Consider the following 18,249-nt stretch of genomic DNA (forward strand, 5'->3'; position numbering starts at 1 on the left):
AAAACCCTGCTCACAGGCAGTGTTGTGAGCAGGGTAGGCGGTATCTAGACGACAGCATTGCGCACCTTCGTGAAGTGGACCTTGTACCGTGTATCCACATCCACGTCAGGGAACGCCGCGCGGAAGTCCCGGTTGTTGACCTCAATGGCGTCCTTAATCCGCAGGAGCGGGGTATCGGGATCCGCCAGGACCTCGTATTGCAGAGTCGGCCGCGAGCGGTCGTAGGCGACGAGCCGCGAGACCTTCTCCACGCCCTCAATCTCAGCGAGGGTATCCGCCACTGCGCCCGCAATCGCGGACATCTCAGTTTTAATCGCTCCCTCCTCATTCGATTGCTCCGAAGATACCGCGCTAAACCGATGGTGCCGCAGGTTGCTGATTACAAGCCACAGACCGGCTAGAGCGCACACAATCGTCGCCAAGCCCAGCGCATAGGGCCACCAACTCTGCCCCGGCAAGCCCGCCCATGTGTCGTGATCAACCCACGTTGCCAGGTATGTGGCAAAAGCGACATCGAAATGGATGAGGATCGGCCACGCGCCCAGAGCAATGAGCAGGACTCCCACAATGGCAAGGATCGTACGGTCCACGCCGGCAAGCGCCTTAGACATTAGCGATCTCCTCCTGTTCATCCTCAAGCACCACGGTGATGTCCGGAGCCGGGGTAATGGCCGCGAGTGCCGCGGTCACCGCCTCAGTTACGCGCTCTTTAAGCTGCGCGTCGTCGGCATCGCCCGTCGCAGTCACCGTAATGCGCGCTTGGTCCCCGGAGATCCGCGCCCTACTGCGCGCTGCTGTAGTTCCTGGCACCCGACGCGCCGTTGCCGACGCCACCCGCGCAATGTCCACCGCGCGCAACCACATCGACGCATCCTCGGAGCCAATCCGCACGTGCGTCGTCTTCCGCGGTGCACACGCAGCCCACAACAAAATCAGTCCGATGAGGATCGCCGCGCCGCCGGCCACCAGCATCCACCCGTGGATCTCCGGGGAGGACATCACATCGATGAACGGCTGCAACCACGACGCAGCGCCCTCATCGGCACCCACTACCCAGGCCTCACGCCCCACGACCACGGCGGCGACGAGCAGGACGATGCCCAGGATGATGGTCCAGCCGCGCGCCGGCGGGGAGGCCTTCGGGCGTTGACCAAAGCCAACGGGCAGGGAGTTCTCACTCATAATGGCCTCCTTCGTTGATCGTGATGGCGCGCAGCGGCGCCGGGCGCGGGACGTCTACCCGGCGTGTGAACTCGGCCGAGGGCCGAATCTCAATCGGGCGCAGCTGGAGCGGCTCGGCGTGCGGGGAGCGCAGCGCTGGTGCCTGCGGAACGTCCACGTGTCGCGGTTGGACCGGGCGGGGAGTAGTGATGCGGCGCAACGCGAACTCCTGGGGTGACGCTACCGAGCGGACTTCGACGGGCGCGGGGTCCGCGATAACGCGCAGCGGCTGCGGTGCTGCCGTGCGAATTGGCCGCAGCTCGTGGTAGCGCTGCTCTGAAGGGCCGAAACCTTCCGTGCGAACCGCAACCTCGGATGGCGTAGCAACACCACGCACCCGCGGTCCCTCCGGTGCCGCCACAGCACGTACCGTAGCCTCGCGTGGGGCCGCAATGTGGCGCACGGGCACGCCGTTCGCGGTGGTGATGGGCTTTAGGACACGCTCCGGCACAATCGCGGGGATCTGCGCCGGCAGCGGCGCCCGTGTCTCGACCGCCAAGGCAGTCGTGCGTTCGCCTGCCACGGCGCCACCCACGGTGACGTTGACGCGGGTGGTCCGGAAACCGGTGAAATCACGCACGGCCTCACGTATCGCCGTGCGAACGGCTGCCGCAACGTCGGTGACGGGGGAGGGCCAGTAGACGGCAATATCGACGTCGACAGCGACCATCTGCGTATCCGGATCCATCTGCGCCATCACGCGCGGAAAGGCGCGGCCGGCCAAGCCAGCTAGTTTGGCGTCGACAGCCGCGGTTCCCGGCACGCTCGCAATGGCGGCGTTAATAACCTTCTCCATCGCGCGCAGAGAAAAGCGGGTTCGCCCGAAGAGGGCGACCCCGGTAGATTCGGTGTTCACTAGCCTCGGCCTCTATCCTGGCCGACCACGCCCTTCCACACCGCGGTGAGGTCGATGCGGCCGTCGAAATGTGCGCCGATCACGCCGCCCACGGCTGCAAGCAACACCGCGAGCGCGACGTACCACACGCCGAGGTAGATGAAAAAGGCCAGAACCAAGCCGGCAATCACGCCGAGGGAGGTGTAGTTCTTCATGGTTTTCCTTTAGTTCTGTGTGTCGGTTCCTCTACACCGCGTCGTCGAAGACAACGTCCACGCGGCGCGCCGCGGGCCAGGTGTTGCGGACGGTGGTGCGGGTGGCGGCACCAAGCTCGGCGAGCGGAACGCCGGCGCTGACATCAACGACGACGTGCAGCTCCAGGTGCGTGTCATCCTGCGGGGTGGGGCGGCGGATGCCGTGTATGCGCTCACCGGGAAACAGGAGCGCGACCTCCCCGAACCGGCCGGGCGAGAGCTTGGCGACGCCCCTCAGATCCGTCACCGCCGCCACTATGGACTGCGCGATGGAGGGGGTCAGCTCGGCAGGGGCCACGTTATGCCTGGCCCTGGGTAACCGCCGGGGCTGACTCGGTGGAATCCTGCTCTTCCTTCGGCAGCTTGACGTCGTGGACGACGACGTCAACGCGGTCCACGCTCAGGCCGGTCATGCGCTCGACCGCATTCATGATGTTGCGGCGGATGGCCTCGGCGAGCTCGTGGATGGCCACGCCGTACTCGGCGATGATGGCGATATCAATGGAAGCGGTGCCGTTGTTCACCTCGACGGTGACGCCCTGGCGCACGTCCTCGGAAGCACCGAAGGATTCGCGGATGGAACCCATCATGCGGGCGCCGCCGCCACCGAGGGCAGCGACACCGGAGACCTCGCGGGCGGCGATTCCGGCGATCTTGGACACGACGACGTCATCGATGCGGGTGGTGCCGAAGTCGGTCTCCAGGTTCTTGTTGCGCTCCGGTGCGGGTGCCGGGGTGGCGTCGCCAGCCTGAGTGTTCTGCTCGGCAACGTCCTTGGGGGTGGTGTTCTCAGCCATGCTCAATCCTTTTCGTTGTGTAGTTGGTACCTACGTCACGAGCTTATCGCCGAACGCAGAACGCGGGGCGGCGGGGAGGCAATCCTTGCCCAAAACGTGATGTTACCCACTGTTTCGGCAGGAGTTTGGAAAACGCGAGGTTACGTGCTTAAATACAGGGGTTGCTTTAACACAGCAACGTAGCCGCAGGCGCAAGCTTGTAGGGCGTTGTTGCTGGTAAGGCGAACATGACACCTTTGTTGTGGAGTTCATTCCAGAGCTGCACGCGAAGGTCATCCGATCGGGCTAGGTCCGCGCTTGAGCAGAGACACCCCGAGAAGATGGACCGGAGAAGGGGCATGGCAAATAAACAGCGGCAGGATATGAATAAGACTTTGGTTGCGGATCGTTGAGATCTAACGCCCCAGTCTTCTTCCTATTTACTTTGACTACGGGTCTTGTACCCCGTCACGAGCACTGCACTCTGGGCTTTGCCTTAAGTCACTCTCGTGGTCGTCATGACAGTCAGACAACTGGCGTTGAGCCATGGCTTCCAGCCCGGACAACGTTATAGAGAAATCGAGAAGCAATTTCCCACCGCTTCACGCCCCGGATAGGCCGGGTATGTGAAAGTGGGGAAGCGAGGAAGAGGATAAGCGTGGCGGGACAAAAAATCCGCATTCGGCTGAAGGCCTACGACCACGAGGCCATCGACGCTTCTGCTAAGAAGATCGTCGAGACCGTTACCCGTACGGGTGCTCGTGTTGTCGGCCCGGTGCCGCTCCCAACCGAGAAGAACGTATACGCCGTTATTCGTTCTCCGCACAAGTACAAGGACTCTCGCGAGCACTTCGAGATGCGCACTCACAAGCGCCTCATCGACATTCTCGACCCGACCCCGAAGACCGTTGACGCCCTGATGCGCATCGACCTTCCGGCAAGCGTCGACGTGAATATCCAGTAAGCGATCGACACAACGTATTTGGTGGAGAACAAACAATGAGTGAAAACGAGATCAAGGGAATTCTGGGCACCAAGCTCGGCATGACCCAGGTCTTCGACGAGGAGAACCGCGTTGTGCCGGTGACCGTCGTCGAGGCTGGCCCGTGCGTGGTTACCCAGATCCGTACCAAGGAAACCGATGGCTACAACGCCATCCAGATTGCCTTCGGCGAGAAGGACCCGCGCAAGGCCAACAAGCCGGCCGCTGGTCACTTCAAGAAGGCTGGCGTGACCCCGCGCCGCTACGTCGCTGAGATCCGCATGGACGATACCTCCGCATACGAGGTCGGTCAGGAGGTCAAGGTGGACATCTTCGAGGGCGTGACCTTCGTTGACGTCACCGGCACCACCAAGGGTCACGGCTACGCCGGCGCCATGAAGCGCCACGGCTTCGCAGGCCAGGGCGCTGCCCACGGTAACCAGGCTGCTCACCGCCGCGTTGGTGGCATCGGTGGCGCTTCGTTCCCGGGCCGCGTCTTCAAGGGTAAGCGCATGGCTGGCCGCATGGGCCAGGACCGCGTGACCACCCAGAACCTGAAGATTCAGAAGATTGATGCCGAGTCCAACCTGCTGCTCATCAAGGGTGCTATCCCGGGTGCGCGCGGTGGCCTCGTCACCGTTAAGACCGCAGTGAAGGGCGGTGCACACGCATGAGCAACCTCAAGCTAGACGTCCAGACCGCTGACGGTAAGACCAACGGCACCGTTGAGTTGCCGGCCGAGCTCTTTGACACCGAGGCATCCATTGCTCTGATGCACCAGGTTGTCAACGCACAGCTCGCTGCCGCTCGTCAGGGTACCCACAAGACCAAGACCCGCGGCGAGGTCCGCGGTGGTGGTCGCAAGCCGTTCCGCCAGAAGGGCACCGGCCGCGCCCGCCAGGGTTCCATCCGTGCTCCGCACTACACCGGCGGCGGCACCGTGCATGGCCCGGTCCCGCGTGACTACTCCCAGCGCACCCCGAAGCGCATGATCAAGGCTGCTCTCTACGGCGCACTGTCTGACCGTGCACGTAACGAGCGCATCCACGTCATTGAGGAGCTCGTCCCGGGCCAGACCCCGTCCACCAAGCAGGCCAAGGCCTTCATCGAGCGCCTCACCGACCGCAAGAACGTTCTTCTGGTCATCGGCCGCGAGGACATCAATGCTCGCCGCAGCGCCAACAACCTGCCGAACGTCCAGATCCTGGACGCCGGTCAGCTGAACACCTACGACGTCCTCTACTCGGACGACGTTGTGTTCTCCGTTGAGGCTCTGCACACCTTCGTCGAGCGCGCTACCGGCGCTGCCGAGGAAGCTAAGGAGGAGAAGTAATGGCTAAGCTCGCTAACCCGCGCGACGTCATCATCGCACCGGTTGTGTCCGAGAAGTCGTACGGCCTCATGGAGCAGAACGTGTACACGTTCTACGTCTCCACGGACTCCAACAAGACCCAGATTAAAGATGCCGTCGAGCAGATCTTCGGCGTGCAGGTTGCTTCCGTGAACACCGTGAACCGTGCAGGCAAGCGCAAGCGCACCCGCACCGGTTTCGGTCAGCGTAAGTCCACCAAGCGCGCCTACGTGACGCTCCGTGAAGGCAGCGACTCCATCGACGTCTTCGGCGCAGGCGCTTAAGCCCCACCGAAGAGCCGAAAGGAAAAGGAAGAATTATGGCTATTCGTAAGTACAAGCCGACAACTCCGGGTCGCCGCGCATCCTCCGTGTCCGAGTTCGAGGAAATCACTCGCTCGACCCCGGAGAAGTCCCTGCTGCGCCCGCTGAGCAAGACTGGTGGTCGTAACAACTACGGCCGCATCACCACCCGCCACATCGGCGGTGGCCACAAGCGCCGTTACCGTCTCATCGACTTCCGTCGTACCGACAAGGACGGCATCCCTGCAAAGGTCGCTCACATCGAGTACGACCCGAACCGTACCGCTAACATCGCCCTCCTGCACTACGCAGATGGCGAGAAGCGCTACATCATCGCCCCGAAGGGCCTGAAGCAGGGTGCCATCGTTGAGGCTGGTGCGAACGCAGATATCAAGGTTGGCAACAACTTGCCGCTGCGCAACATCCCGACCGGTACCACCATCCACGCTGTGGAGCTCAAGCCGGGCGCTGGCGCTAAGCTGGCTCGCTCCGCTGGTGCTTCCATCCAGCTGCTGGGTAAGGAAGGCAAGTACGCCATCCTGCGTATGCCGTCCTCCGAGATCCGTCGCGTCGACATCCGTTGCCGCGCCACCGTCGGTGAGGTTGGCAACGCTGACCAGATGAACATCCGCTGGGGCAAGGCCGGCCGTATGCGCTGGAAGGGCGTCCGCCCGACCGTCCGCGGTGTCGTTATGAACCCGGTCGACCACCCGCACGGTGGTGGTGAGGGTAAGACCTCGGGTGGTCGCCACCCGGTGTCGCCGTGGGGCCACAAGGAAGGCCGCACCCGCAACCCGAACCGTTACTCGAACAACATGATCGTGCGCCGTCGTCGCCCGAACAAGAAGCGCTAAGAGGAGGTAAACAATGCCACGCAGCCTTAAGAAGGGCCCGTTCGTCGATGAGCACCTCCTCAACAAGGTTGATGCTCAGAACGAGGCCGGCACCAAGCAGGTCATCAAGACCTGGTCTCGCCGCTCCACCATCCTGCCCGATTTCATCGGTCACACCTTCGCCGTCCACGACGGCCGCAAGCATGTGCCGGTGTTCGTCGAGGACTCCATGGTTGGTCACAAGCTCGGTGAGTTCGCACCCACCAAGACCTTTAAGGGTCACGTCAAGGACGACAAGAAGGGACGTCGATAAGCGATGAGTGACACCATCACCTCCGCATCCGCAACGGCTCGCTACGTCCGCGTTACCCCGATGAAGGCACGCCGCGTCATCGACTTGGTCCGCGGTAAATCCGTAGCCGAGGCACTTGCAATCCTGAAGTACGCTCCGCAGGGCGCCGCTGAGCCGGTTGCCAAGGTCGTTGCATCCGCAGCTGCCAACGCTGAGAATAACTTCGGCCTGGATCCGCGCACCCTGGTCATCTCCGAGGCATACGCCAACGAGGGTCCGACCATGCGTCGTTTCCAGCCGCGCGCACAGGGCCGCGCATTCATGATTCGTAAGCGCACCAGCCACATCACCGTGGTTGTCGAGAGCCAGAAGGAAGGGGCCAAGTAATGGGCCAGAAGATCCATCCTCACGGCCTACGTTTGGGCATCACTTCCGACTGGAAGACCCACTGGTACGCCGATAAGGACTACGCAAACTACGTAGCCGAAGACATCAAGATCCGCGAGTACTTGGAGAAGGGCCTCGACCGCGCCGGCATTGCCGACGTCGTCATCGAGCGCACCCGCGACCGCGTCCGCGTGGACATTCACACCGCCCGCCCGGGCATCGTGATTGGCCGCCGCGGCGCTGAGGCTGACCGCATCCGCCGCGAGCTGGAGAAGCTCACCGGCAAGATGGTTGCCCTCAACATTCTCGAGGTCAAGCAGGTCGACGCCAACGCAACCCTGGTTGCGCAGTCCATCGCGGAGCAGCTGGTTAACCGTGTCGCATTCCGTCGTGCAATGCGCAAGGCCATCCAGTCCGCTATGCGCCAGCCGCAGGTCAAGGGCATCAAGATTCTGCTGTCCGGCCGCCTGGGCGGTGCAGAAATGTCTCGCGTTGAGCGCTACCACGAGGGTCGCGTTCCGCTGCACACTCTTCGCGCCGAAATCGACTACGGCACCGCAGAGGCCCACACCACCTTCGGCCGCATCGGCATCAAGGTGTGGATCTACAAGGGTGACGTTGTCGGTGGCGTGCGCGAGTCCGAACTGAACGCTCCGGCGCAGGGCCGTGGCCGCGGTGACCGTAACGGTCGCTCGCGCCGTGGTGGCCAGCGTCGTCAGCGCGCACAGCAGAAGCAGGAGGGCTAATCCATGCTGATTCCTAAGCGCGTCAAGTACCGTCGCCAGCACCGCCCGACCCGCTCGGGTGTGTCCAAGGGCGGTAACCGCATCAACTTCGGTGACTACGCCATCCAGGCTCTCGAGCCGGCGTACATCACCAACCGCCAGATTGAGGCCGCACGTATTGCCATCAACCGCCACGTCAAGCGCGGTGGCAAGGTGTGGATCAACATCTTCCCGGACCGCCCCCTGACCCAGAAGCCGCTCGGCGTGCGTATGGGTTCCGGTAAGGGTCCCGTCGAGAAGTGGGTTGCCAACGTTAAGCCGGGCCGCATCCTCTTCGAGATGACCTACCCGAACGACGAAGTTGCCATCGAGGCTCTGCGCCGCGCTGGCCAGAAGCTTCCGTGCAAGGTCCGCATCATCAAGAAGGAGGACCAGTTCTAATGGCTACCGGTACCCCCGCCCACGAGTTCCGTGAGCTCGACAACGCTGAGCTGGAGACCCGCCTGAAGGATGCGAAGGAAGAGCTCTTCAACCTTCGTTTCCAGAAGGCCACTGGCCAGCTGACCAACAACCGCCGCATCGGCACGGTTAAGCGCGACATCGCCCGCATCTACACCGTTCTGCGCGAGCGCGAGCTGGGCCTGTCCGTTGCTCCGGGAGCTGAGGCTTAATCATGAGTGAGGCAAACGTGAACAATAAGAAGGAAAAGGGCGCTCGCAAGACCCGCACCGGCATCGTTGTCTCCGACAAGATGGACAAGACCATCGTTGTCGAGCTCGAGGACCGCAAGCAGCACGCCCTCTACGGCAAGATTATGCGCACTAACAAGAAGGTTAAGGCGCACGACGAGAACGAGACCGCCGGCATCGGCGATCGCGTTCTCATCGCCGAGACTCGCCCGCTGTCCAAGGACAAGCACTTCCGTCTCGTCGAGATCGTCGAGAAGGCTAAGTAGAATCTAGCCCTCCTCGATATCAATGGCCCCCACGGTTTACGTGGGGGCCATTTTCTATGCGCCTTTCGCCCCCGCATCCGGCACGCCAGAGACAACAGCCTGCCAGGGGAGCGGTCTCCAGTTATAGGGATTAAGCTGCGGGAACGTGTTAGGGTAAGGCCGTTCATCTCTTGAAAGGCCAAACTCTCTATGTCCGCGTTCTCTCGCTCTCTGCTTACCCTTGTCTGCGCTTTCTCTGTTGCAGCCCTCGTCGGTTGCGCCGCGGAGGAGCCTGCTCCCGTTGCTGCCGATGCTCCGGCGGTGGAATCCACTGGCGACGTTTCAACTACGCAGGCGGAGCCGGATTCGGACGCGGAGCCACAACCGAGCATCGAAGCGGCCGGACCCAACCCGACGCTGCCAGCCGGCTATACACCTGGCGCCGATGATTCTGGTGCGGCTGAGGGCGCGAAGACGTCCAACGCACAAGATGTAGCTAAAGACGGCGCGGGCACCTCCGCCGCCAGCGGCATTGAGAAGTGCGTGTACCGGAAGGACCGCGTCCGCAGCGAGGGCAATCCTGCCGATGTTCCCTCCACTGTGTCGGGTACCGTACACAAGGCAAAAGCAGGCGACCTTGACGGTGGAGAGCCCGGCATCGTCTTGCCCGAATATGCCTCGGAAGAGGTGTGGGTCCTGGCCTTGGACGCGCCCACCACGTTGAGCGGTACCAAGAGCGGCAGGCCGGGTGAGGTGGAGGTTCGTGCAAACCAGGAATGCATCGGAATAGTCGGCAATGGGGATTTGTGGGACGGCTACGAAGGAATGAAGGCCACCTTGCCGATCGATGCCACGAGCGGATTCTGGCAAAGCGATGTGAGTGTCCCGATGGGCACGCTGCGCATGCCCTACATACCGGCAGATATTCTTTAGCGCACCCGCCGGTGTGTGAGCGCGATAGCGATGCTAAAGACGCTGAGCACCGAGCCCACCGCGAGAAGAAACGTGCCGATACGGTAGGGCGCGGCGCTGGCCAGGTCGACGGTGCGAAAGACCTTGAGCCACACCAGCCAGCCCGCGATGAGCGCAACCGCGCCCAGCGCGGAGATAGCGCGCAGCCCCCGGGTGGGGCGCTGGGCGGGGGAGAAGGCGTGGTAGGAGGCGTCGACAAGCGCGGCGCCTCCCAACAGCACCGACAGCACCACCGCAGCTGGCACCGGCAGAAGCGCGCCCGTGCCGAAGACGACGGGCAAAATGAAGGACACCGTCACCACGAGGAAGAGCAGGCCGTGGAGCCCGGTCGTGCGCAGGGGATAGCTCATAGTAGTTCCTCCACCTCAGAAAGCGTGGGCGGCTGCGCGCCCGTGCGGGAAACAGTAATGGCTGCGGCCGTCGCCGCAAAGTGCAGGATCTCCTGCCACTCCTCGACGCTCAAAGCGCTAATGTCCCGCTCCACCAACTGTCTTAAGAGCGCGGCCATCACCGTGTCGCCCGCGCCGATGGTGTCCGCCACCTCCACCGTAACCGGCGGGACCTGCAGCGACACCGAGTCCGTGCGCACGCTCAGACCTTCGGCGCCACGCGTGGTCACGACCACGGGCACCTGCGAAAGCGCGTCCTCACCGAGGAATTCAACTTCCTCCTCGCTCAGCTTCAACAGCGTGACGTGCGGCAGCAAGGACAACAAAAACTCGCGGTGCGCCGGGGTGGCAAAGAAGGGGCGGATGTTCGGATCCAGCGCCACCTTTGTGCCCTGCGCCGCAAGCGCCTGAAGTAGCGCGGCATAGCGGGATGCGCCCGGCTCCAGGGCGAGGGAGACGGTGCCGAAGCAGGCCCAGGGGACGTCAGCAAGCACTGGCTCCACCAGCCGGTCCGCCGTGCCCTCCGTATAGAAGGAGTAGGTGGCCGAGCCGTCCTCCCCGATGTTGCAGACTGCCAGCGTGGTGGGCTCGTCACCGCGCTGCACGAGCGAGGTATCCACTCCTTCTCTATGTAGGCGCTCCATGAGCGCCTGCCCGAATGCATCCCGCGAAAGCCGCGATTGAAAACCCACGCTTGCGCCCAAACGCCCCGCCGCGACCGACACATTGAAGGGGCCGCCGCCCAACGCCGGGGTGAGATCTGCCAGCCCCCCGCGTCCGCGCGGAACGAGGTCAACGAGGCCTTCGCCACACACCATAATGTCCATAGAGCCCATACTATCGGGAGCATGAACTACCGTCCGCACTTCCATCTCTCCCCGCCGTCTGGTCGCCTTAACGATCCAAACGGGGTCTTCCTTGATGGCGATAACCTGCACGTTTACTATCAGCACGACCCCTGCTTCCCACACGCGCCGAAGCAGACGGGCTGGGGGCACGCCGTGACTTGCTTAAGCGAACCACAGCCCTGGCGGCACTTCCCGGACGCGCTCTATCCCATCCGTGAGCACGACGCCCACGGTTGCTATTCCGGTGGCGCGGTGGTCGACGGCGAGGATGTCTGGCTGTTTTATACCGGCAACCTCAAGCGCGATGGCGTGCGGATTCCCTCGCAGAACCGTGTCCGCGCGGTTGATGCCGGCGGTCCAGAAGGCGGCTTCTATGAGCACGACGCCGCGAACCCGCTCATCGACGGGCCCGCCGCAGGTTTCACCGGGCATTACCGCGATCCCCAGATCACCCGCGACAAGGACGGCTGGCGCATGGTGCTCGGCGCCCAGGCGGAGGATGAAACCGGGCACGTGGTGCTCTATCGCTCCACGGACTTGGCGCAGTGGTCTTTTAAGGGTGCGCTCACCTTTGACACCTCAGGCGCTGAGCCGGGCCTGAGCCCCGACCTGGTGCCGGGCGGCTACATGTGGGAATGCCCGAATTTGCTCACGCTGCGGGACCGCGCCACGGGGGAGGACAAGGACGTCCTGGTCATCTGCCCACAAGGTTTAGATCCCGTGCGCGGTAACGCCACGCACTACGCCTCCTCCGACCAGTGCGGCTACCTCGTGGGCCGGCTTGAGAGCACGGTTTTCCACGTGGAGCGCGGTTTCAGCGAGGTGGACTATGGCCACCAGTTCTATGCGCCGCAGCTGGTGGAGAAGGATGGCGAGGCCATCATGCTGGGGTGGATGGGGCTGCCCGCGCAGGATGACACCCCGACTGTCGCCCAGGGCTGGGTGCATACGCTGACGCTTCCGCGGCGCGTCTGGCTGGAGGATGGCTGGTTGCGCCAGGCACCGCTGTGGTCGCTAGGGTCTGCGCCGACGGGGCCGGCGCGAGAGGGGTTCGGTTCGGTGGCCACGCTGCAGGCTGGGGAGGGCACTTATGCGCTTGTCGACGCCTCCGATGCCACCGCCTTCCTCGTAGCTTACGGCGGGGGAGAGCTGCGGCTCACGTCTGGCGAAGATGAACGCGTCGTGCCGTGTCCAGCAGGAACACTGGAGCTTGTCGCTGATGGCTGCGCGGTGGAGGTCTTTGCAGGTGATGGGCGGATTGCGGGGGCGTCGGCAGTCTTTGGTGCCGGTGACGCTCGCTGGCGCGGCTGGGAAGCCCGGTAGGGTGTGAATTTTCCTATATTTGGGCCCGAATGATTGGTTTTATGTTGGGTAACGTGTCTAATGGGAGGTGAAGCTATTTAATTCATCTCACTCTCCGAGGAGGCACGCCGGTATGGATCACAAACAGGTCGCGGCGCGAACACTCAAAGCAATCGGCGGCGAAGACAACATTGTGGCGCTCGCGCACTGCGCCACCCGCCTGCGCATGGTGCTGAAAGACAGCAAAAAAGTCGATACGGCCGCACTGGAAAACGATCCGGACCTCAAGGGCATCTTTGAGGCCGGGGGCATGTTCCAGGTCATCGTCGGCCCGGGCGATGTCAACATCGTCTTCGACCAGATCAACGCGATGACCTCGAAGGATATCGCGGTTTCTACTGACAAGCTCAAGGACATCGCCGCCGACTCCGGCAATTGGTTCTCCCGGGCGGTGAAGGTCCTCGCGGATATCTTCGTGCCGCTCATCCCGATTCTGGTTGGCGGCGGTCTGCTCATGGCGCTCAACAATGTGCTGACCGCCAACGGGCTGTTCGGCGAGCAATCCGTCATCGAGATGTTCCCAGCCATGGCGGATGTCGCCGGGCTCATCAACCTCCTGGCTTCCGCGCCGTTCGCCTTCCTGCCCATCCTGGTGGGCTTCACCGCCACCAAGCGCTTCGGCGGCAACGAGTTCCTCGGCGCGGGCATGGCCATGGCCATGGTGATGCCGGACCTGGTGAACGGGTATCAGGTGGCCGCGACCATCGAGGCGGGGGAGATGTCCTACTGGAATATCTTCGGCCTCGATGTGGCCCAGGCGGGTTACCAGGGTTCCATCCTGCCGATCTTGGTCATCGCGTGGATTCTGGCCACGATTGAGAAATTCCTGCACAAGCACCTCAAGGGCACCGTGGATTTCATGCTCACCCCGTTGCTCACGTTGCTGGTGACGGGCTTTATCACCTTCATCGCGGTTGGTCCTATTCTGCGCACGGCGGGCGACATGCTTGGCGCTGGGCTCAACGACCTTTACACCTTCGCCGGCCCAGTGGGCGGCTTCATCTTCGGTTTGTTCTACTCACCGATCGTCATTACCGGCCTGCACCAGTCCTTCCCGCCGATTGAGACGATGCTGTGGAACGAGGGCGGTTCCTTCATCTTCGCGGTGGCCTCCATGGCCAACATTGCCCAGGGTGGCGTGGCCTTGGCGGTCTACTTCCTGACCAAGTCGGAGAAGCTCAAGGGCCTGTCGGGCGCCTCGGGTGTTTCCGCGCTCTTCGGCATTACCGAGCCCGCTATCTTCGGTGTGAACCTCCGCCTGCGCTGGCCGTTCTACATCGGCATGGGCGCGTCCGCAGTGGCCTCGACGCTCATCGCGCTTCTCGACGTCAAAGCTACCGCCCTCGGCGCCGCCGGCTTCATCGGATTCGTCTCAATGCGCCCGGAGGATTACACGCAGTTCTTCATCTGCGCCTTCGTCTCCCTCATCCTCTCCTTCGGCGTGGCCTTTGTATATGGCCGCTACCTCATCTCCAAGAACGGCTCCATCGATCCCGATGAGGTCGGTACCGCCAACGCCGACGTAGGCGGTGCGGTTCCTGCCGCCACCGCTGATCCGAATGCCTACCGCGTGGCCTCCCCGCTGGCCGGAAAGGCCATCGCGTTGGAATCGGTCTCCGACCCGATGTTTGCCGCCGGCAAGCTGGGCGCGGGCGCGGCCATCGAGCCGAGCGAGGGGCGCCTCGTCTCCCCGATTGATGGCAAGATCACCGTCACCTTCCCCTCCAAGCACGCCTATGCCGTGCGCGGAAAGGATGCCGACGGCAACAACGTGGACATCCTCATGCACGTCGGTTTCGACACCGTGAACCTGAAGGGTGAGCACTTTACCTCGCACGTCTCCAAGGGCGACGAGGTCAAGGCCGGCGACCTCCTCTGCGAGTTCGATATCGCCGCCATCAAGGCGGCGGATTACCCGGTGACAACACCTGTGGTGGTATCCAACTCGAAGAAGACGGGCCCGGTCCTCCCGGCCTATACCACCGGTGCGGAAATCACCTTCGGCGATGCGCTGCTCACCGTCGACCCCAAGCCGGAACCCGCTGCTGCAGCCACCGCCGCTTCAGCGGAGAAGGCCTAGAGCTTCCGTCCGCCGATTCCATAAGTGCAGACCTGGAAGTACAGCACGGTCGTCGCCAAGCACTGCGCGTGCGCTTGACGACGTCCACCAGCGCCTCTGCACTTCCGGGTCTGCACATTTGGGTTTGGGAGGATGGGAAGTTCTGTGGGGGCGGGGAAACAGTGGGGTGCGCGATTTGGGGAAACAGTGGGGGACATGCTTGAATGTATGGGTTGCATATGGTCGGTCGGTGCAGCGCGATGCGTTTCCGAATCGCCACACCGAGACCCTTCGACCGCTGTGAACAGCGAGTTCGTCGCACAGCCTATGCCACGCAAGCAAGTAGACCAGGTGTGTCAAGGACGGAAATCTTGACGCACGTTAATCCAGGTCAGGAGACCCATAGTGATTCAGCAAGAATCGCGTCTGCGCGTCGCCGACAACTCCGGTGCACGAGAGCTCCTCGTCATCCGCGTTCTCGGCGGCTCCGTTCGACGTTTCGCTGGCATTGGTGACGTTGTCGTTGCCACTGTCAAGGAAGCCACCCCGGGTGGCAACGTGAAGGAAGGCGATGTCGTCAAGGCTGTCATCGTCCGTGCCAAGAAGGAGACCCGTCGCCCGGACGGCTCCTACATCGCATTCGATGAAAACGCCGCAGTTATTCTCAAGGGCGACAATGAGCCGCGCGGTACCCGCATCTTCGGCCCGGTTGCTCGCGAACTTCGTGATAAGCGCTTCATGAAGATCGTTTCTCTCGCACCGGAGGTGATCTAATCTTATGAAGATTCATAAGGGCGATATGGTGATCGTCATTTCGGGCCCGGACAAGGGCGCGAAGGGCAAGGTCATCGAGGCATACCCGAAGCGCGACAAGGTCCTCGTTGAGGGCGTCAACCGCGTCAAGAAGCACGTTGCTAACTCCGCTACCGAGCGTGGCGCCGAGTCCGGCGGAATCGTTACCCAGGAAGCTCCGATCCACGTGTCCAACGTTGCGATCGTTGACTCCGAGGGCAACCCGACCCGCGTGGGCTACCGTTTCGACGAAAACGGCAAGAAGGTCCGCATCGCACGTAGCAACGGGAAGGACATCTAACATGAGCGAGAACTACACTCCGCGTCTGAAGACCCGCTACCGCGAGGAAATCAAGAAGACTCTGAACGACGAGTTCAAGTACGACAACGTGATGCAGATTCCGGGCGTCACCAAGGTCGTTGTCAACATGGGTGTGGGCGACGCTGCCCGCGACTCCAAGATGATCAACGGTGCTCTCGAGGACCTTACCGCTATCACCGGCCAGAAGCCGCAGGTGCGTCGCGCTAAGAAGTCCATCGCAAACTTCAAGCTCCGTGAGGGCATGCCCATCGGCGCACGCGTTACCCTGCGCGGCGACCGCATGTGGGAGTTCCTGGACCGCCTGCTGACCATCGCGCTGCCGCGTATTCGCGACTTCCGCGGTCTCTCCGACCAGCAGTTCGACGGCCACGGCAACTACACCTTCGGTCTCACCGAGCAGACCATGTTCTACGAGATTGACATCGACAAGGTGGACCGCCCGCGCGGTATGGACATCACCGTCGTGACCACCGCTACCAACGACGAGGAGGGCCGCAAGCTCCTGCGCGAGCTCGGCTTCCCGTTCAAGTAAAGTAGCGCTTGAATCATTCCCCCGGCACTCCGTGAAGGAGCTCCGGGGGAGTTTTGTGTCTGCGCCCTTTTTGGGGTCTTGTTTCCCCTGAGTAAAGATGATGTCTGAGGTTGTGAGTAAACTACGAGCGTCTGAGAAGTCTGCGTCCCCCAGTGAGGTAAGAAATGTCCCTGAATGATGCTTCGGCAGCCGCGGTAAAGAAAAAGGTTGCGTTGCTCGATGAGTCCTTTGGCCGGTTCGCCGTGCGCTCCACCCTGGCGGGTGTGTACCTCGCCATCGGTACGGCGTTTGCTGCGGTGATGGGGATGGGCGTCGAGAAGCATGTGGAAGGCATGGGCTCGCTGGTCTTTGCCTGCCTGTTCGGCTTGGGCCTGTTTGCCATCGTCCTTCTCGGCGCGGAGCTGGCCACCGGCAACATGATGTACATGGTCTATGGCGCCGTAACTAAACAGGTGGGCTGGGGCAAGGGCCTGTGGCTGCTGGTGGTCACGACGCTGTTTAACCTGGTTGGTGCTGCCCTCTTTGCCGCAGCCATGGGAATGTCGGCCAAGCTGGGCGGAATCGACCCCAACCATCTCATTGCTAACCTCTCGATGGGCAAGCTGACCAAGGGCCCAGGCGGGCTGCTGGTGGAGGCCATGCTGGCCAACTTCGTGGTCAACATGGCTATCGTCGGCGCGGTCTTTGCCAAGGATGTGGTGTCCAAGTTCTTCGTCATCGTGCCGATCATCGCCTGCTTCGTGGGCCTAGGCCTGGAGCACGTTATTGCCAACTTCTGCCTGATGACCCTGACCTTCTTCTGCGCCAGCCCGCTGCCGGAAGGCTTTACCCTCGGCGCGGTGTTGGCCAACTGGTCCATCGTGTGGGTGGGAAACCTCATCGGCGGCGGCTTCCTTATTGGCGGCGTGTACGCCTGGCTTAACTCTGGCCCGGAGGCGTACCGCGACTAAGTTCGCCCGAGTAGAGGTTGAAGCGGTCGCCGCGGGCAAAGCCCACGAGCGCCATGCCGGTTTCCCGGGCGGTTTCCACCGCCAGCGAGGAGGCCGCGGAGACCGCAACGAGCATGCCGAAGCCGGCCATAGCAGCCTTGTTGACCAGCTCGAAGCTGGCGCGCGAGCTCATCACCAGGATGAGGTCGCTGGCGGGCAGCATTCCTTCCATCAGTAGGTGGCCGATGACCTTGTCGGCGGCGTTGTGCCTGCCGACGTCCTCGCGTACAACGACGGGTTCTCCCTCGAGCGTGAAGGCGCCCGCGGCGTGGATGCCGCCGGTTTTGCGGAACTGCTTCTGTTCCGCTTTCAAGGCGCCGGGCAGCTTGGCGACGATCCCCGGATCCACCGGCACCTGTGGGATTGAGTATCGCGACTGCATCATCAGCGCCTCGATAGAGGAGGTGCCGCACACTCCGCACGCAGACGTGGTTGTCGTCAGGCGGAGATCGGCGAGGCTGATCGCGTGGGGGTTGGCTAGCTCAACGTCGAGCAGGTTATAGGGGTTGCGCCCGTCCACTGAGGCACCGGCGCAGTAGCGCGCCTCGGTGACATCGCTGGCCTTCTCGATGTGGCCCTCGGAATGAAGAAAACCATGGGCCAGCTCGACATCGTGGCCGGGCGTGCGCATCGTCGTGGTCAGCGTTTGTCCGCCCACGCGGATCTCCAAAGGCTCTTCGCCGGCGACGGTATCGCCGCGGGTATCGACCTGGATGACCTCTCCGTGCTCATCGAGGCGCACCTTGGTCACGGCGAAGGTGGCGTTGACGCGCCCGCTCATCGGTTGAGGGCCTCCTTGAGCGTGGCGATGTGGGTGCGGGCCTCGTCGACGTCCTTCGAGGCCAAACCGACCAGGTACGCCGTCAGCGGGGCAGCGGGGCGCGATTGGGTATGCGCGACGTCCTTGGTCAGATCGAGGAGTTCTCTAACCAAGGCGGTGGCGTCGGCCGGGGAGACGCCGACAAGCTCGGCAGCCTCCTCAAGCCACTGGTGTGCCGTGCGGATGGGGTCTTGTTCTTCACTCATGACTTCCCATGCTAACGCGTTTTGGAAAACAGCATGTCAGCGAGTAAAGTAAGCCGAAGGACTTGC

Annotated in this window: 28 protein-coding genes; 18 read left to right on the forward strand and 10 right to left on the reverse strand. The window is 62.7% G+C overall.

What is annotated here, in order from left to right; all coding sequences use genetic code 11:
* Positions 1-44: 44 nt before the first annotated feature.
* From ACUY3D_RS10580 to ACUY3D_RS10605, 6 genes are read right to left on the reverse strand one after another with little or no spacing between them, the layout of a single operon-like run.
* Positions 45-611, reverse strand: a complete 567-nt coding sequence (locus ACUY3D_RS10580; protein WP_448241098.1) for an Asp23/Gls24 family envelope stress response protein — start codon at positions 609-611, stop codon at positions 45-47.
* Positions 604-1,182 carry a DUF6286 domain-containing protein gene (locus ACUY3D_RS10585; protein WP_448241099.1) on the reverse strand — a complete coding sequence of 193 codons (579 nt, stop codon included), beginning with the start codon at positions 1,180-1,182 and terminating at the stop codon, positions 604-606. Before ACUY3D_RS10585 ends, ACUY3D_RS10580 begins: the two co-directional genes overlap by 8 nt.
* Complete coding sequence (locus ACUY3D_RS10590; protein WP_448241100.1) at positions 1,175-2,077, reverse strand: Asp23/Gls24 family envelope stress response protein; 903 nt, start codon at positions 2,075-2,077, stop codon at positions 1,175-1,177. The genes ACUY3D_RS10585 and ACUY3D_RS10590 overlap by 8 nt, the downstream gene beginning before the upstream one ends.
* Positions 2,077-2,271 carry a hypothetical protein gene (locus ACUY3D_RS10595; protein WP_010189668.1) on the reverse strand — a complete coding sequence of 65 codons (195 nt, stop codon included), beginning with the start codon at positions 2,269-2,271 and terminating at the stop codon, positions 2,077-2,079. Before ACUY3D_RS10595 ends, ACUY3D_RS10590 begins: the two co-directional genes overlap by 1 nt.
* 31 nt (positions 2,272-2,302) lie before the next feature.
* Positions 2,303-2,557, reverse strand: coding sequence for a hypothetical protein (locus ACUY3D_RS10600; protein ID WP_246816518.1), 255 nt, complete (start codon positions 2,555-2,557; stop codon positions 2,303-2,305).
* A gap of 52 nt (positions 2,558-2,609) precedes the next feature.
* On the reverse strand, positions 2,610-3,107 hold the full coding sequence (locus ACUY3D_RS10605) for an Asp23/Gls24 family envelope stress response protein (protein WP_070521759.1): 498 nt from the start codon (positions 3,105-3,107) through the stop codon (positions 2,610-2,612).
* A gap of 637 nt (positions 3,108-3,744) precedes the next feature.
* Here ACUY3D_RS10605 and rpsJ point away from each other — a divergent pair.
* From rpsJ to ACUY3D_RS10665, 12 genes are all read left to right on the forward strand, one after another.
* Positions 3,745-4,050 carry a 30S ribosomal protein S10 gene (rpsJ, locus tag ACUY3D_RS10610; RefSeq protein ID WP_003848085.1) on the forward strand — a complete coding sequence of 102 codons (306 nt, stop codon included), beginning with the start codon at positions 3,745-3,747 and terminating at the stop codon, positions 4,048-4,050.
* 35 nt (positions 4,051-4,085) lie between these two features.
* Complete coding sequence (gene rplC / locus ACUY3D_RS10615; protein WP_070521756.1) at positions 4,086-4,742, forward strand: 50S ribosomal protein L3; 657 nt, start codon at positions 4,086-4,088, stop codon at positions 4,740-4,742.
* Positions 4,739-5,401, forward strand: coding sequence for a 50S ribosomal protein L4 (gene rplD, locus ACUY3D_RS10620; protein ID WP_010189650.1), 663 nt, complete (start codon positions 4,739-4,741; stop codon positions 5,399-5,401). The genes rplC and rplD overlap by 4 nt, the downstream gene beginning before the upstream one ends.
* A complete protein-coding gene (gene rplW / locus ACUY3D_RS10625) occupies positions 5,401-5,703 on the forward strand; it encodes a 50S ribosomal protein L23 (protein WP_070521753.1) in 303 nt (100 codons plus the stop codon). Before rplD ends, rplW begins: the two co-directional genes overlap by 1 nt.
* A 35-nt stretch (positions 5,704-5,738) precedes the next feature.
* A complete protein-coding gene (gene rplB / locus ACUY3D_RS10630; protein ID WP_070563577.1) occupies positions 5,739-6,575 on the forward strand; it encodes a 50S ribosomal protein L2 in 837 nt (278 codons plus the stop codon).
* Positions 6,576-6,588: 13 nt separating this feature from the next.
* Positions 6,589-6,867: a 30S ribosomal protein S19 gene (rpsS, locus tag ACUY3D_RS10635; RefSeq protein ID WP_010189646.1), complete on the forward strand. Its 279-nt coding sequence runs from the start codon at positions 6,589-6,591 to the stop codon at positions 6,865-6,867.
* A 3-nt stretch (positions 6,868-6,870) separates the two neighbouring features.
* Complete coding sequence (rplV, locus tag ACUY3D_RS10640; RefSeq protein ID WP_010189645.1) at positions 6,871-7,233, forward strand: 50S ribosomal protein L22; 363 nt, start codon at positions 6,871-6,873, stop codon at positions 7,231-7,233.
* Positions 7,233-7,979: a 30S ribosomal protein S3 gene (gene rpsC / locus ACUY3D_RS10645; protein ID WP_070446580.1), complete on the forward strand. Its 747-nt coding sequence runs from the start codon at positions 7,233-7,235 to the stop codon at positions 7,977-7,979. Before rplV ends, rpsC begins: the two co-directional genes overlap by 1 nt.
* Positions 7,980-7,982: 3 nt before the next feature.
* A complete protein-coding gene (gene rplP / locus ACUY3D_RS10650; RefSeq protein ID WP_070521748.1) occupies positions 7,983-8,399 on the forward strand; it encodes a 50S ribosomal protein L16 in 417 nt (138 codons plus the stop codon).
* Positions 8,399-8,629 (forward strand): 50S ribosomal protein L29, encoded by a 231-nt coding sequence (rpmC, locus tag ACUY3D_RS10655; protein ID WP_005276944.1) that lies wholly within the window; start codon positions 8,399-8,401, stop codon positions 8,627-8,629. The genes rplP and rpmC overlap by 1 nt, the downstream gene beginning before the upstream one ends.
* Positions 8,630-8,631: 2 nt before the next feature.
* Positions 8,632-8,913, forward strand: coding sequence for a 30S ribosomal protein S17 (gene rpsQ / locus ACUY3D_RS10660; protein WP_070683927.1), 282 nt, complete (start codon positions 8,632-8,634; stop codon positions 8,911-8,913).
* A 189-nt stretch (positions 8,914-9,102) separates the two neighbouring features.
* Positions 9,103-9,825 (forward strand): hypothetical protein, encoded by a 723-nt coding sequence (locus ACUY3D_RS10665; RefSeq protein ID WP_070597120.1) that lies wholly within the window; start codon positions 9,103-9,105, stop codon positions 9,823-9,825.
* On the opposite strand, the gene ACUY3D_RS10670 is transcribed toward ACUY3D_RS10665, so the two are convergent.
* Entirely contained in the window at positions 9,822-10,214 is a 393-nt protein-coding gene (locus tag ACUY3D_RS10670) for a hypothetical protein (protein WP_070597121.1), read from the reverse strand. The two genes, ACUY3D_RS10665 and ACUY3D_RS10670, sit on opposite strands and share 4 nt — an antisense overlap.
* Complete coding sequence (locus ACUY3D_RS10675; RefSeq protein WP_448241101.1) at positions 10,211-11,080, reverse strand: carbohydrate kinase family protein; 870 nt, start codon at positions 11,078-11,080, stop codon at positions 10,211-10,213. Before ACUY3D_RS10675 ends, ACUY3D_RS10670 begins: the two co-directional genes overlap by 4 nt.
* A gap of 21 nt (positions 11,081-11,101) precedes the next feature.
* Between ACUY3D_RS10675 and ACUY3D_RS10680 the strand changes: the two genes are divergently transcribed.
* The 6 genes from ACUY3D_RS10680 (at position 11,102) to ACUY3D_RS10705 (ending at position 17,118) form a co-directional block, all read left to right on the forward strand.
* Positions 11,102-12,424 (forward strand): glycoside hydrolase family 32 protein, encoded by a 1,323-nt coding sequence (locus ACUY3D_RS10680; RefSeq protein WP_070597122.1) that lies wholly within the window; start codon positions 11,102-11,104, stop codon positions 12,422-12,424.
* Positions 12,425-12,536: 112 nt separating this feature from the next.
* The gene (locus tag ACUY3D_RS10685) at positions 12,537-14,543 is read left to right on the forward strand and encodes a sucrose-specific PTS transporter subunit IIBC (protein WP_070597123.1); all 2,007 of its coding nucleotides are present in this window, start codon (positions 12,537-12,539) and stop codon (positions 14,541-14,543) included.
* 384 nt (positions 14,544-14,927) lie between these two features.
* Positions 14,928-15,296 carry a 50S ribosomal protein L14 gene (rplN, locus tag ACUY3D_RS10690; RefSeq protein ID WP_070521731.1) on the forward strand — a complete coding sequence of 123 codons (369 nt, stop codon included), beginning with the start codon at positions 14,928-14,930 and terminating at the stop codon, positions 15,294-15,296.
* Between the two features lie 4 nt (positions 15,297-15,300).
* The gene (gene rplX / locus ACUY3D_RS10695; protein WP_005527724.1) at positions 15,301-15,615 is read left to right on the forward strand and encodes a 50S ribosomal protein L24; all 315 of its coding nucleotides are present in this window, start codon (positions 15,301-15,303) and stop codon (positions 15,613-15,615) included.
* Position 15,616: 1 nt separating this feature from the next.
* Entirely contained in the window at positions 15,617-16,168 is a 552-nt protein-coding gene (gene rplE / locus ACUY3D_RS10700) for a 50S ribosomal protein L5 (RefSeq protein WP_070521728.1), read from the forward strand.
* Between the two features lie 164 nt (positions 16,169-16,332).
* The gene (locus tag ACUY3D_RS10705) at positions 16,333-17,118 is read left to right on the forward strand and encodes a formate/nitrite transporter family protein (RefSeq protein WP_070530801.1); all 786 of its coding nucleotides are present in this window, start codon (positions 16,333-16,335) and stop codon (positions 17,116-17,118) included.
* Here the strand turns inward: ACUY3D_RS10705 and fdhD are convergent.
* Both fdhD and ACUY3D_RS10715 read right to left on the reverse strand, forming a co-directional pair.
* Complete coding sequence (gene fdhD, locus ACUY3D_RS10710; RefSeq protein WP_070530799.1) at positions 17,087-17,938, reverse strand: formate dehydrogenase accessory sulfurtransferase FdhD; 852 nt, start codon at positions 17,936-17,938, stop codon at positions 17,087-17,089. The genes ACUY3D_RS10705 and fdhD overlap by 32 nt on opposite strands.
* The gene (locus ACUY3D_RS10715; protein ID WP_070563549.1) at positions 17,935-18,183 is read right to left on the reverse strand and encodes a DUF6457 domain-containing protein; all 249 of its coding nucleotides are present in this window, start codon (positions 18,181-18,183) and stop codon (positions 17,935-17,937) included. The genes fdhD and ACUY3D_RS10715 overlap by 4 nt, the downstream gene beginning before the upstream one ends.
* Positions 18,184-18,249: the final 66 nt, after the last annotated feature.

The organism is Corynebacterium guaraldiae, from assembly GCF_053480195.1.